Origin of the sequence: Occallatibacter sp. (genome assembly GCF_035317045.1) — a bacterium.
Classification (GTDB): Bacteria; Acidobacteriota; Terriglobia; order Terriglobales; family Acidobacteriaceae; genus Telmatobacter.
Genome location: NZ_DATHHT010000042.1, coordinates 89,715 through 102,735, shown reverse-complemented (window position 1 = coordinate 102,735; position 13,021 = coordinate 89,715). Strand labels below are relative to the sequence as shown.

Annotated in this window: 13 protein-coding genes; 12 read left to right on the top strand and 1 reads right to left on the bottom strand. The window is 59.3% G+C overall.

Features of this window, described 5'->3' with window-relative positions; all coding sequences use genetic code 11:
- Nucleotides 1–10: 10 nt before the first annotated feature.
- Nucleotides 11–1,588 carry an amino acid permease gene (locus VK574_RS21525; protein ID WP_472801940.1) on the top strand — a complete coding sequence of 526 codons (1,578 nt, stop codon included), beginning with the start codon at nucleotides 11–13 and terminating at the stop codon, nucleotides 1,586–1,588.
- 186 nt (nucleotides 1,589–1,774) lie between these two features.
- Nucleotides 1,775–2,332: a thioredoxin family protein gene (locus VK574_RS21520; RefSeq protein WP_472801939.1), complete on the top strand. Its 558-nt coding sequence runs from the start codon at nucleotides 1,775–1,777 to the stop codon at nucleotides 2,330–2,332.
- On the opposite strand, the gene VK574_RS21515 is transcribed toward VK574_RS21520, so the two are convergent.
- Complete coding sequence (locus tag VK574_RS21515) at nucleotides 2,329–2,706, bottom strand: DUF4406 domain-containing protein (RefSeq protein WP_472801938.1); 378 nt, start codon at nucleotides 2,704–2,706, stop codon at nucleotides 2,329–2,331. The genes VK574_RS21520 and VK574_RS21515 overlap by 4 nt on opposite strands.
- A 91-nt stretch (nucleotides 2,707–2,797) precedes the next feature.
- Between VK574_RS21515 and VK574_RS21510 the strand changes: the two genes are divergently transcribed.
- From VK574_RS21510 to VK574_RS21465, 10 genes are all read left to right on the top strand, one after another.
- The gene (locus VK574_RS21510; protein WP_472801937.1) at nucleotides 2,798–3,574 is read left to right on the top strand and encodes a DeoR/GlpR family DNA-binding transcription regulator; all 777 of its coding nucleotides are present in this window, start codon (nucleotides 2,798–2,800) and stop codon (nucleotides 3,572–3,574) included.
- Between the two features lie 94 nt (nucleotides 3,575–3,668).
- Nucleotides 3,669–4,682: an adenosine deaminase gene (gene add, locus VK574_RS21505; protein ID WP_472801936.1), complete on the top strand. Its 1,014-nt coding sequence runs from the start codon at nucleotides 3,669–3,671 to the stop codon at nucleotides 4,680–4,682.
- A gap of 139 nt (nucleotides 4,683–4,821) precedes the next feature.
- Nucleotides 4,822–5,043 (top strand): hypothetical protein, encoded by a 222-nt coding sequence (locus tag VK574_RS21500; RefSeq protein WP_472801935.1) that lies wholly within the window; start codon nucleotides 4,822–4,824, stop codon nucleotides 5,041–5,043.
- A gap of 549 nt (nucleotides 5,044–5,592) precedes the next feature.
- Nucleotides 5,593–5,982 (top strand): zinc metalloprotease, encoded by a 390-nt coding sequence (locus tag VK574_RS21495; protein WP_472801934.1) that lies wholly within the window; start codon nucleotides 5,593–5,595, stop codon nucleotides 5,980–5,982.
- A 111-nt stretch (nucleotides 5,983–6,093) separates the two neighbouring features.
- Nucleotides 6,094–8,154, top strand: a complete 2,061-nt coding sequence (gene mutL / locus VK574_RS21490; RefSeq protein WP_472801933.1) for a DNA mismatch repair endonuclease MutL — start codon at nucleotides 6,094–6,096, stop codon at nucleotides 8,152–8,154.
- Nucleotides 8,155–8,312: 158 nt separating this feature from the next.
- Nucleotides 8,313–9,893 (top strand): hypothetical protein, encoded by a 1,581-nt coding sequence (locus VK574_RS21485; RefSeq protein ID WP_472801932.1) that lies wholly within the window; start codon nucleotides 8,313–8,315, stop codon nucleotides 9,891–9,893.
- Nucleotides 9,890–10,636, top strand: a complete 747-nt coding sequence (gene cmk, locus VK574_RS21480; protein WP_472801931.1) for a (d)CMP kinase — start codon at nucleotides 9,890–9,892, stop codon at nucleotides 10,634–10,636. Before VK574_RS21485 ends, cmk begins: the two co-directional genes overlap by 4 nt.
- 634 nt (nucleotides 10,637–11,270) lie before the next feature.
- Nucleotides 11,271–11,834 carry a hypothetical protein gene (locus VK574_RS21475; RefSeq protein ID WP_472801930.1) on the top strand — a complete coding sequence of 188 codons (564 nt, stop codon included), beginning with the start codon at nucleotides 11,271–11,273 and terminating at the stop codon, nucleotides 11,832–11,834.
- A 235-nt stretch (nucleotides 11,835–12,069) separates the two neighbouring features.
- On the top strand, nucleotides 12,070–12,276 hold the full coding sequence (locus VK574_RS21470) for a hypothetical protein (protein WP_472801929.1): 207 nt from the start codon (nucleotides 12,070–12,072) through the stop codon (nucleotides 12,274–12,276).
- 157 nt (nucleotides 12,277–12,433) lie between these two features.
- A complete protein-coding gene (locus VK574_RS21465; RefSeq protein WP_472801970.1) occupies nucleotides 12,434–13,000 on the top strand; it encodes a DinB family protein in 567 nt (188 codons plus the stop codon).
- Nucleotides 13,001–13,021 lie beyond the last annotated feature (21 nt).

Genomic DNA, 13,021 nt, shown 5'->3' with positions numbered 1-13,021 from the left:
CCTGCACTGCATGCCGGACCGGACGAGGAGAACTGCCCTGCCAAGCCAACTGCTTGCCTGCAAGTCCATCGATAAGCTGATCCGCGAGTCGGAAGAACCCGAACACGCGCTGAAGAAGACACTCGGCCCCTGGTCGCTTACCGCGCTCGGCATCGGCGCCGTCATCGGCTCCGGCATCTTCACCGTCATCGGCACCGCCATGGCGGGACAGAAATTCGACACCCCTGAAGTCAGCAATACCCCCCTGATCCACTACCTGCTCACCCACACCGCCATGGCCGGAAGGCCCGGCGCAGGTCCTGCACTCGCGTTGTCACTCGTTCTAGTGGCCATCGTCTGCGTCTTTACCGGCCTCTGCTATGCCGAACTGGCTTCGATGATCCCCATCGCCGGTTCAGCCTATACCTACACCTACGCCACGCTAGGCGAACTCGTCGCCTGGATCATCGGCTGGGATTTGATCCTCGAATACGCATTCTCCAACATGAGCGTCAGCGTCGGCTTCGCCGCGCACATCGAGGCGCTGCTGGAGTGGTTCGGATTGCATCCGGATCTCAAGTGGATTTCGCCCGCTTACCTGCCCACCGGCCTGCAGGATCTCGCCGGCAAAGATCTCTATGCCCCCGGCTGGCACTTCGGGTTCAACATCCCTGCCTTCCTCGTGGTCATGGTCCTCACCGTCGTACTGGTGCGCGGCATTCGCGAGTCGGCACGCACCAACAACATCCTCGTCCTCGTCAAGATTGTCGCCATCCTCACCTTCATCGGCGCGGCAGCCAGCTTCGTCAAGCCGGTTTACTGGCATCCGTTCATGCCCAATGGCTGGACCGGCATGCTCTCCGGCGGTTCCATCATCTTCTTCACCTACATCGGATTCGATTCCGTCTCGACCGCTGCCGAAGAGTGCAAACAGCCACAGCGCGATCTGCCCTTCGGCATCCTCGCCACGCTCGTAGCCTGTACGCTGCTCTACGGTGGTGTCGCCATCTGTCTCAGCGGCATCGTGCCGTGGAACTCCATCATGGGCGATGGCGCCCCGGTGGTGAACGCCCTCAAGCGCCTCTCGCTCCAGCCCGGCGGCAGCAGCCTGCGCTGGGTCGAACTGGTCGTACTGATCGGCGCCATGCTGGGCATGATCTCGTCGATTCTCGTCTTTCAACTCGGTCAGGCGCGCGTGTGGTTTGCCATGTCCCGCGACGGACTGCTGCCCAAGGTCTTCGGCAAGATCCACTCCCGCTATCGCACCCCCGCCGTCGCCACCTGGGTCGCGGGATTCGTCGTCGGCATCCCTGCTGGCCTGCTCGACATCGGCACCGTGTCGAACCTCTCCAACATCGGCACGCTCTTCGCGTTTGTCCTGGTCTCGATCGCCGTACTCATCCTGCGCTATCGTGAACCGGAGCGCCCCCGCTCCTTCCGCGCCCCATGGGGACCGGTGTTCCCCGTGCTCAGCATCATCTTCTGCATCATGCTGATGATGGGTCTCGAAGTCCTCACATGGGAGGCGTTCTTCATCTGGCTCTTCACCGGCCTGCTGATCTACTTCTTCTACAGCCGCCACCGGTCCGAGTTCGCTCCACAACGCTGATCGCCAACTCCTCACAAAGCGTGTCATCCTGAGCGGAGCAGCTTGAAGCCCTGCGATTGCGCAGCAATCGCGGGGAGGGCGGAGCGAAGGACCTGCTTTCTAAAGTCCTGGCGGTGAGCGCGAATCAATCGGGATCACCTTCGTCCCCGCGCTATCATGCTTTCAACCTCATCTTGGAGACCTGCGTTGACAAGGAACAGAAAGCTCATCCTGACCGCGATATTTGCCTGCGCAACCGTGCTGGCCGCACCTGCGCTCGCAGCGCCGCCTCAAACCGCCGACTCCATGTTTGCCCATGCCAAGACCCAAGCACAGAGCGAGCACAAACGCATCCTTCTGGTTTTTTCCGCTTCATGGTGCGGTCCGTGCAAACTCTACGAGCGCTTCCTTCAGGACCCGCAGATGAAACCCATCACGGAGAAGGCTTTCGTGGTCCAGCGCATCGACGTTGGCGAGTTCAAGAATGACACCAAACACGCCAATACTCCCGGCGGCACCGAACTGCGCACGGCCCTCGGCGGCGTGGGCGAGCCCGGCTTCCCCTTCCTCGTCATGACCGACGAGAACGGAACAGCCCTCGTCAACTCCTACCTCGATGGAAAAACATCTGGAAACGTCGGCTATCCGGCACTACCGGAAGAGGTCGACTGGTACATCGAAATGATGAAACGCGCCGCGCCGTCCGTGTCGCCCGCAGAACTCGCCGCGACGCATACATGGCTGCAGAAGCACGCGCCGCACTAATTCGCAAGAACCGGCACATCCTCAAGGCTGGAATAAACCGGCAGACCACGCTCACGCGCAATCCGCACGTCTTCGTCTGCACCCTTCGACGCTCCTTCAATGCGCAACACCGCATCGCAGCGCTCCAGCAACCGCCCCGCCACGGGATAAAGATACTGTTCAGATATGGCATCGCCCAACGCGATCGATCCCGCCTGCTTCATGACCGGCAGCGCAACCCATTCGCCAATCATCGGTATGTGTCCGGCGCGATAGATGGGCAGCGCAAACGATTCGAGCCGCTCCAGATTCTGCGCCATTAAGTAGGGATCGTCGTTTGTGCCCGAACGATAGGGCCCGGCAATCAGGATGATCAAGGGTCTAAGCGTGTCCATTACGGCCTCCGTTTTTCACACGGTACCAGAAAAATGCAGTTTCGTGCAATATCGTGCTATTTCGTGCAACAAGGATCCGAAATGTGCGATAGTGGCGGAAGTGCTTACCACTCATCGCAAGCAACACATTCTCGAGGTTCTCCGCCAGTCCGGCCAGGTTGTCGCCAAGGATCTGAGCCAGGAACTGGGGCTCTCAGAAGACACGATCCGCCGCGATCTGAGAGAACTGGCGGCGGAAGGCCTGCTGCAGCGGGTTCACGGCGGAGCCCTTCCCGCCTCACCTGCCATGGGGAATTTCGCTTCGCGCCTCAGTGTGGCAACCGACGAAAAAAGGCTGATCGGACGGGCGGCGGCCGGCATGGTTCGCGCCGGCCAGGTTGTCATTCTTGACGGCGGAACAACGGCTGTCCAGATCGCGCGCCATCTTCCCCCGGATCTGAAAGCCACTGTCGTGACTCACAGCCCAACCATCGCGATCGAATTGGTGGAACATCGGAATATCGAAGTGATTCTTATTGGCGGAAGACTCTTCAAACACTCCGTCGTTGCCGTGGGCGCCCCGGCCATTGAGAACATCGCAAGAATCCGAGCCGAGATTTACTTCATGGGCGTAACCGGGATCCATCCCGAGGCCGGGCTAACGACTGGCGACTTTGAAGAGGCGCACGTGAAAAGAGCTTTGAGCGCCAGTGCCGCAGAAACGATCGTGCTTGCTTCTCCTGAAAAGCTGAATGCGGTTTCGCCTTATGTCATTGCCCCACTTTCTGAAATCACCGGCATGATCGTCGCCGCCCAGACAAAGCAGAAGATCCTCGCGCCCTATGCGCGGTTGGGAATCACAATCACAAAGGCTCCCGCCCAGGATTGAATGACGCACCTGCAACAGCGTTCTTCCGTGACTCAGCCAATGCAGGAGTAGCCCGTGCATTTGAACCGCACCTGAACTCGCCTACACTGGAGGAATGGACGATATTCAGGCGTTCATCCGCCGCCTTCCCAAGGCTGAACTGCATCTCCACCTCGAAGGCACCATTACCCCCGCCACACTCGTCGAGCTGAGCCAGCGCCACGACGCCACGCCTATCACTCTTCGCGAAGCCGAAGCCCTCTATCGTTTCACCAACTTCACCGAATTCATCAATGCCTTCCGCGCCGTTACAAAGCAACTGATCCACGCTGACGACTATGAGCTTGCCGCCTGGCGCATGATGCAGCATCTCGCCGAGCAGGGTGTGGTCCACGCCGAAGTCTTCATCTCCGTCGGGGTCATTTACATGTGGCGCAATCACGACCCGGCCTGCTTTGAGCCGATCTTCGCTGGATTGGAGCGCGCCCGCCTCCGCGCCGTGGGCGAACTAGGTCTCTCGGTCTACTGGATCTTCGACGCTGTGCGCCATTTCACCGTGCCGGAGGCCGAGCGCGTCTTCGCGAAAGCCGCAGCGATGCGCGCCGAGTTTCCCTCCATCGTCGGCATCGGTCTTGGTGGCGACGAGCGCCAGTGCGGCTCTGAACCGTTTCGCGACATGTATGCGCATGCCAAAGAAGCCGGCCTGCATCTCACCAACCACGCCGGCGAAACCACCGGACCCGAAGCCATCTGGGAAGCGCTCAGCATCGGCTCCGAGCGCATCGGCCATGCTCTCTCGGCGTCGGCCGACCGGGAGCTACTTCAAGAGTTGAAAACGCGGAGTGTTCCCCTGGAACTTAACCCCACCTCGAATGTCCGTACCGGCGTCTGTCCCTCTTTTCGGGAGCACCCACTGCGCCAATATTTCGACGCCGGCATGCTCGTGACCCTCAACTCCGACGACCCGGCTTTTTTCGGTTCGGATATCGCCAACGAATACCTGCTCGCCCACACCGAACAGGGATTTACGCGGGATGAACTGCGAAATCTTGCAGCGAATTCCTTCCGCGCCAGCTTTCTTCCGGCGTCAACAAAAAATTCATGGTTAAACAAAATTGCTGAAACGTAAGGTCGCCTATACGCACTTTATTTATGAGATGTGTCAAACAATGTACGCATCAAACAGAAGTTGTAGTCTCACTTCACTCCGGTGGGATACGTCAAACCAGAGTTGGGCTATCATCGATACCAGGAGACTGATTCACGCCATGTCAGCAGAAACCGGCAACCTGACGCTCCTCGACGAACAAGACGACAGCAAGACCCTCAAGGTCATTGGTTGGGTCTCCGTCGGCATGGCCGTTGCCGCCCTTGGCCTCTACGTGGGCCGCGAAATTCGCCAGCGCTATAAATTCAACAAGCGCACGCCCTACGATTTCTACTCGAACGCCGGCAATCGGCAGTCGACCGAGTTCGGCGTCGGCATCTAAAGTTCGCCACACCGCGAAGATTCAAAATGCCGCCTCGCGCGGCATTTTTTGTTCCCTCTCGTTTTCGGCAGCGCAGGAACGCTCGCCGGTCCCTCCTTCTTCCCAGGGAACCCCGGCCTCGAACCCCGTACCTTCTTCGCGTTGCTCGTCCCGATTCGCGTAGGAGAGTGTGGTTTTTGCTTTGGTTGATGTCGGGGTTTTCCACTTTCGAGCAACACGCGCGGAGGAATCATCACCTTTCGCATTCTCGTTTCATTCGCACTCGATGCGGTCGGCATTCTCGCCGCATTTTTTTGGCCGGGCGGCGTCTGGATCTGCTGAGACTCCGCGTGCAAGTCAGCGTTGATTCACCATCACAATCGTGTTCATCGCGGATTCACGTATTCTGTAGCACCCAAACCGCGTAGTAATCACCTTCGCACACCGCACGTAACCATTTTCCATTGTTACTTCTTTATTCCCACACATTTCGAACGATCCAGTGTCGATGTACGTACATCCAGATGTGGTCGAAGCACATCAGATGAAAGTGTACGGGAGCTTGTTTATATGAATTACTTATTTACCCATTGGCTGCTCTCGCTGGCTGGAACAATGTTCCTCGGCATTTCTGCGATGGTGCTCCATGAATTTGGACACCTCGTTACATCGCTGATGGTCGGCATCAGGGTGAAGAGTATTGGCATGTGCATGAAGGGCATGTACATCGTGCGCGAATCCGGACCGCCGATGAAGAATATGCTCGTCGCGCTCGCAGGTCCACTTACCAATGTCGCTCTGCTTCTGCTGTTCTGGCACGTGTCGACCACTTTCGCGCTCGCGAATCTTTGCTTCGCCATCTGCAATTTGGCTCCCGTGAGAGGCTCAGACGGCGATCGCGCCTGGACGTGCCTCGAAGAGATGCAAAAAGAGTCCTCCCCCGCCACACAATTACAGTAGCGAGAATCTCGATCCTCGAGAGCCAGAAGCAGACGCTTCTGGCTCTCTGCTTTTTACTCCCTGTTCCCTAATCCCTATTCCCCGCTGTTGCGTCCCTGATACCCTTTTCTTATGGGGCGCATTCGTGTTCTTTCCGACCAGGTAGCAAACCAGATTGCTGCCGGTGAGGTAGTCGATCGCCCTGCCTCCGTCGTCAAAGAGCTGCTGGAAAACGCGCTCGATGCCGGCGCCCACCGCATCCGTGTCGAAGTCGAAGCAGGCGGCCGCAAGCTCATCCGCGTCGCCGACGACGGACAGGGAATGAATCGCGACGACGCCCTCCTCGCGTTCGAGCGTCACGCAACCTCAAAGCTCCGCACCGCCGACGAGTTGCTCTCGATTGCCACCCTCGGCTTTCGCGGAGAAGCTCTCCCGTCCATCGCTTCTGTCGCACGCGTTGCGCTCGATACATCCACTGGTGAAGATGGCCCCGGCACGCATCTCGAAATTGCAGGCGGCAAAATCCTCCACGTCGATGACGCCGCATTGCCCCGCGGCACCACCATTTCTGTGTCCGATCTGTTCTTTAATACTCCCGCACGCCGCAAATTTCTTCGCGCCGAGTCGATCGAACTCTCTCATGTAACCGCGCTTGTCACGCATTACGCTCTCGCTCATCCTGAAAAGCATTTTGAACTCGTCTCCGCCACACACACACTCGTCTCCGCGCCTCCCGTCAGCAGACCCGCCGAGCGCATCTACCAGATCTTCGGCAAAGACACGCTCGCGCAATTGCTTCCCGTAGCCGCCGAAACGCAACTCGACCGCGCCGGCCTGCCGGAGCCTCCGCCGTGGAAGCGCGATCCCGACCAACCCTCGCGCGCGCCAGGCGCGATTCGTGTCTCCGGCTTCTACTCCAAGCCGGAATTGCAGAAACTCAATCGCAACTCGATCTACATCTTTGTCAACAAGCGCCTTATCCGCGACCGCCTGCTCCTGCACGCCATCGCCGAGGCCTATCGCAACATCATTCCGCCCACCAGCTCGCCGGTGGTGCTGTTGTTTCTAGAGATGCCGCCCGAAGAGGTGGACGTGAATGTTCATCCCGCAAAAACCGAGGTGCGCTTCCGCCAGCAGTCGCTGATTCACGACTTTGTGCGCGACAGCCTGCGCAATGCATTGATCGCCGCGCGCCCAGCCGCCGGGTTCATGGCCGCGCTCGATTCATCCCCCGCTGCGACGCCCTCGCTGATCCCTGTGCCCATCTCGCGCCTTCCCGGTGCCCCCCAAGATTCGCGGCCCGACATGCCGCCCGACAGCGACGGGGGTGCAGTCCTCGCCTCAGAAGCTGAGACCTTTCGCCTGACCTCACGCCCGCTCACGCCGGTCCCGGGCAGGCTTCCTTTCGGCGAGCGCGAAATCGCCGCGCGCGTCGAACAACAAACCATGCGCGAAGTCGCCGCGGCCCTCATGGATCCACCAATGGATGCCGCCGGCCATCTCGGTTGTTCACCGAACGATGCCGACGACGCCTCCAGCGTGCAATCGGCGCAGTCCGCAACAGCCCAGGTCGAAGCCGAGCAGGCGGCCGCCAACCTCAACCGTCTCGGCTCCCTCCGGCCTCTGGGACAGCTGAAAGAATCCTTCATCCTCGCAACCGGAGATGAGGGCCTCTGGATCATCGACCAGCATGTGGCACACGAACGTGTACTTTTTGAGAAGATTCTGCGCGATCGCCAGGTGGAAAAGGTCCAGCGTCAGCGCCTCCTCATGCCCCTTCTGGTGGAGCTGAAACCCTGGCAGATGGTAATTTTTGCACAAATTGCTCATGAACTTGAGCAAAATGGCTTCGAAGTAGAACCCTTTGGCCCTCAAACACTTGCGGTCAAGGCCGCTCCGGTGGGTTTGGAGGGCGCGGCTCTCGAACGGATGCTCCACCAAGTCATCGAGCAATCCGAGGCCCCGAGCGAAGCCTCTTTGAATCAGGATCTTACATCCCTCCGCACCCGCATCGCCGCGTCCATTGCATGCCACTCCGCCATCAAGATCAACACCCCCCTTGACCCGAAGCGAATGGAGTGGCTATTGTTGGAACTTGCAAAGACCGAGCATCCAACGAGTTGCCCCCACGGCCGTCCGATAGCTCTGCTGTACTCCTGGAAGGACATTCAGCGGGCCTTCCATCGAATTTAAAAGGCATTTAAGATAGAACTTGGGTGCATTCCTCCGCTTTACGTGAGGTTGCCGGGGCTTAGCGCCCGACCCGGAAGTGAGGTTTTTCTTTGACATCGGAGCAATTACTACAAGCGCGCGCCGAAAGAATGCGCCAAAACGGCCTTGGAACACTTACCTTGGACGAAGCCCGTACGTGGTTGGAAGAAACTGGACTTTGTCTTTTTCTGCCGAGGCGTCAATTCTCCTCTGCCGTCGCACCCTCTTTTGTTGAGGCTGTAGCGGGACGGCCGGAGGCCACGCCGGATCAGAAGATCGTTGCCATCGCGGAAGACCTCCTGATCCGTCTTGAAAATGAGGGAGTTGCGGTAAGGCTCAACCTGCAGGGCCAACCGGGCGAGCAGCCCGATTTCGTGGTCGCTGCCTGGGTTCTGCCCTACGTGTATGCGCTTCGTGGCGATCGCGACTGGCGCCGCAGCCCGCAACTTACCGGCTCGCGTCAGGTTTCGCAGCTCGCCGTTCACGTCTACAAGCAGCTTGAGGGCGGCGATGAAAACGTCTCCCGCCTGAAGCAGGCTCTTGGGCGCGAAGTGTCTGAGTCGGCCGTCGTACGAGCCATTACTGAACTCTGGCAGCAGCTGCGCATCATTCCGGTGATCGCAGCCAAGGGGCAGGCCGCCAAATGGCAGCTCCTCCGCACCCGCTTTCAGCGCGCGATTGCCGAGGGCGCTTCCACGTCGCAGGTTACGGCGATCTCAGTACTTGCCTCCATCTACCTCCAGGCTGTGATTGCTGCCAGCATGGAAGATGTAGAGCTTTTCCTGGCCGCTCTGACGGCACGCAGCAAGATACGCGAAGTCATCCGCGGTCTGGTGGCAACGCGCCAGGTGCACACCATCTCGCTGGGCCATGCACCGCACTTCTACGTAGCAGGCACGCTGCCGGAATTCGAGCCGGTTTCGACCATGTACGCCAGCTCGTCCATGCCGGCTTCCGCTTACTTCCTGCGCTCCTTCGAGCGTGATGAGGAAGCGCACGGCCCAGCCATTTCGCTGCAGCGCGCACATCAGCCGATGCCTGTTCCGCAGCCAGCGGCGCCTCCGATTCACGTCGACCAACCCGTTCAGGCAGAAAGCCATGTTCCGCGCACACCTGTGCGCCGACCCTCCGCGAATGGAACGTCCAACGGATCCACCAATGGGACTTCCAATGCCGCGCGGCCGCATTTCAACCGCACCTCTTCGAATGGGCACGATCGCAAATCAACCGGTGCCGGCAGGCCGGCGTCGTCAGCCTCCAACGGACGGACAGCGCGCCGCAGTTCTGAGGCACGGCCCACTTCGAGCCGCACACCGAGCACTCGGTCTTCTGCAGGCACGCGCTGGGGCGCCGCCAAGAACGGAAAGTCTAACGGCACACATGCTCCCTCGCGCAACGGCAATGGCACACATGCTCCTTCGCGCAACGGCAATGGCACACATGCTCCCTCGCGCAACGGCACACGCTCGACAGCACCCTCGTCGCGCGTTTCAAACGGTAACGGCGCCCACCGCAATGGCAAGTCAGCAGCACCCTCGTGGACCAAGCGCGCGGCAAGCGCCAAGAGCGTGAAGCCGATTGCGAAGTCGTCATCGGCACGCAAAGAAGCGCGCCCTGTGCGCAAAAGCCGTCCCACGCTGGCAGCAGCAGGACGATCCGGGACGAGCGGCAAGCGTTTCTTTAACAGCCGCGGCAAGCAGGGGACAAAGAAGCGCGGATGAGGGCGGACGAGACTCCCGATTCGAAACTGAAACGAAACTTTGTAGTTGCCATCGACGGGCCGGCTGGTGCGGGGAAGAGTACCATCGCACGACATCTGGCTCGCCATTTCGGCCTGCTCAACCTGGAGACAGGCGCGATGTATCGCGCCTTTGCCCTGAAGGCGCTGCGCCTCGATGTTCCTCTGGACGACCCAGGGGCCCTTGAGCGTGTCGCCGCTGAAACAGAGATCAAGCTCGAGCCCGGCGAGGACGAAAACCGGGTCCTGCTCGACGGTGAAGACGTAACCGGCCAAATCCGTAACCAGACCGTTACCGATGCCGCATCGCGCGTGAGCGTGTTCCCCCCGATCCGCGCTGCCATGGTGAAGCGTCAGCAGGAGATGGGCGCGCAAGGCGGTGTGGTGATGGAAGGTCGCGACATAGGAACCGTCGTGTTTCCCAATGCCGAAGTCAAGATCTTCCTCGACGCGGCGCCCGAGGTGCGAGGCATGCGTCGTTACGACCAGATTGGCCAAAGCGGTCACCCCAGCGCAAAACCAGTTCCTCCGCCCGAAGAAGTGATTCGCGACCTCAGGGCCCGCGACGAGCGTGACCGCAATCGCGCCGACTCCCCCCTGCGGCCTGCGCCCGATGCATTTCTGCTGGACTCAACCAACCTTTCTCTCGAAGAAGCCGTCCAAGCGGCAGAGGACACCGTTGAGGCGTGGCTGGCAAAACAGGGGCATACCGCCTCCGACCGGTAACCTGTTCGGTTTCTTGATTTAATCTCCAATTCTTGGGGGCACGGGACCTTCGCGCATTGCCGTTTTTTTAATCAAGCTGAGATCGCCCTGTGTCACACTGAATTGGCATCATCTCCTCCCAGCCACGTCTCGGAGTCCGGAGGCTCAGATGTCTCTCTATTGCCATGAATGCGGTTCAAGCAGTCTGCGTCAGGCACACTTTCGCTTGGCCGATACGCTTCACCTTCTCGCTTTCAAATATCCGGTTCGCTGCCGCGCATGCAGGAGACGTTGGTACGCTTCCATGATGGTCGTGCGGCGGTTGCCGCATGCTCCCCATCGCCGCCAGGACGCCGAAAAGGTGTCATGAATTCAGTCTTCTGTGCGGCGGGCAATCCCATTTCCAGTTGCTCCCGCCAACCTAACCCGTGCGTGCAAACCCATCCCTTGGTCGCTGCTTCCCGTAGAGCGTATTCCTCGCTCCGGTAGCCCGATGCGTTAGGCTTGTTTCAGGATGGAGATTACCTGTAATCGCTGTCATCAATCTGTTCCGGCGGAGAGCTGCTATTGCCCTGCCTGCGGACTGCCTCAGCTTGTCTATAGCGCCGAGGGCGACAGCACCATACCACCTGCCACTGAACGATGGCCCGAGCCGATGCGCGATGCCAGTTCCATCGACTGGAAGCCGGGCATGCGCGCGGCCTTGGCGCTTGCAGTCCCGGCTGGCCTGCTCTCCTCGGGAGTTTCCCCACTCAGCGCGCTGGGCATCTTCTGGATGACTGGAGCCGCAGCGTGGGCGGTGGTGCTGTACATGCGCAGCCAGCGGCCGGCATGGATCACCATCGGCGCCGGTGCACGCATCGGCCTCGTTACCGGTTTGATCGCGGGATGGGTCACGTTTGGTGTCAGCGGAATCTGGCTCTTCGTTGAGCGCGTGTTTCTCCACCAATCGGGACAGATTGACGTCCTCTATTCGGCGTTTCTCACCACATTCGAGCAAAAGACGCATGAATCGATCTCCAGCATGTCCGGGCCGGATGCCGCACAGGTGCAGGCATCGCTCGCACAGGTGCAGGCGTGGCTCGCTTCACCGGAAGGTCATGCGGGAATCTGGGCGCTTTCCATCGGGGTCAACTGCGCCTTCCTCGTGCTGTTTGCTGTCGGCGGAGGCGCCCTCGGCGCGCGCATCCAGGGACGCAAACGACGGCCTGAGGCTTAAGCGAACATCTCGGATTCGAATCCAAACCGGCGGCTTCACTTCTCTTGCGACGATTCGGTTAGTAGAGGGTTGCCACCCAACGCCCGAAACTAAACCAGGTGCGCCGACTGTCACACTCTGGGAAGTGTCCCAGTCTGCCAATTCCCTACGAATTCCTCGACTAATATCGCTACGTGTTGCGATGAATCTCTCATCCCGCATCCGGTGGTGTTCTGAACGAAGAGGGAATATTGCCATGCGCAATTGGCTTTCGATGGGCTTGCAGTTGCCGCTGTTGATGGTCCTGAACAACGGAGCCTATGCGCAGAACGAGCATCCCGTTGCCGCGCCCGATTCTATAATTCTGTCCGGACGGGAATACGGCGGACGTCTTTTCGTTACCACCCCAGCTGGGAGCTTTCCGGTGCAGGGGCCATTTCTTGACTGGGTTCCTGCGACCTGAATTGCGAATTGCCCAATCCAACCGGATTCTGGAAAATCTAACCAGCTCACGATTCTGCCTGACCTGCCTGAGCCGACCTCGGACGCATAGAACACTTTCCGGTATTTAAGCCGTTCGAGATGTGGCATCATTTCACCGGAGGTTTTCAGTGAACAAAATGCGTTGTTGTTTCTTTGCGATGGTGGCAATTGCGCCACTAACTCTGCTCGGGCAGGACAAGCCGCAAGCGCCGGCAGCTCCCCTCGCAAATCCGATCACCCTGAGCGAAAAAGGACTCTATGGGTTTTTAAGCAATGCGGTAGTCCGCGGGGCTGAAAAAATGCCGGAAGAAAACTACTCCTTCAAGCCGACACCGGACGTTCGCAGCTTCGGCCAACTGGTTGGCCACGTAGCCGATGCCAACTACATGTTCTGCGCGCAGGCATCCGGTGAAGCAAATCCATCGAAAGACATCGAGAAAACGAAGACCTCCAAGGCCGATCTTGTGGCTGCGGTAAAAGACGCGGTTGCGTACTGCAACAAGGCCTTCGGCGGCATGACGGATGCCAAGGGCAGCGAGATGGTGAAGTTCTTCAACTTCAACCTCGCGAGGCTCACTTTGCTGTCGCTGAACACAGCACACACCGATGAGCACTATGGGAATATGGTGACCTACATGCGACTCAAAGGCATCGTGCCGCCGACCAGCGAAAGCCAGACTCCGCCCCCGCAAGCACCGAAATAAATTCAACGAACGGCCTGCAAG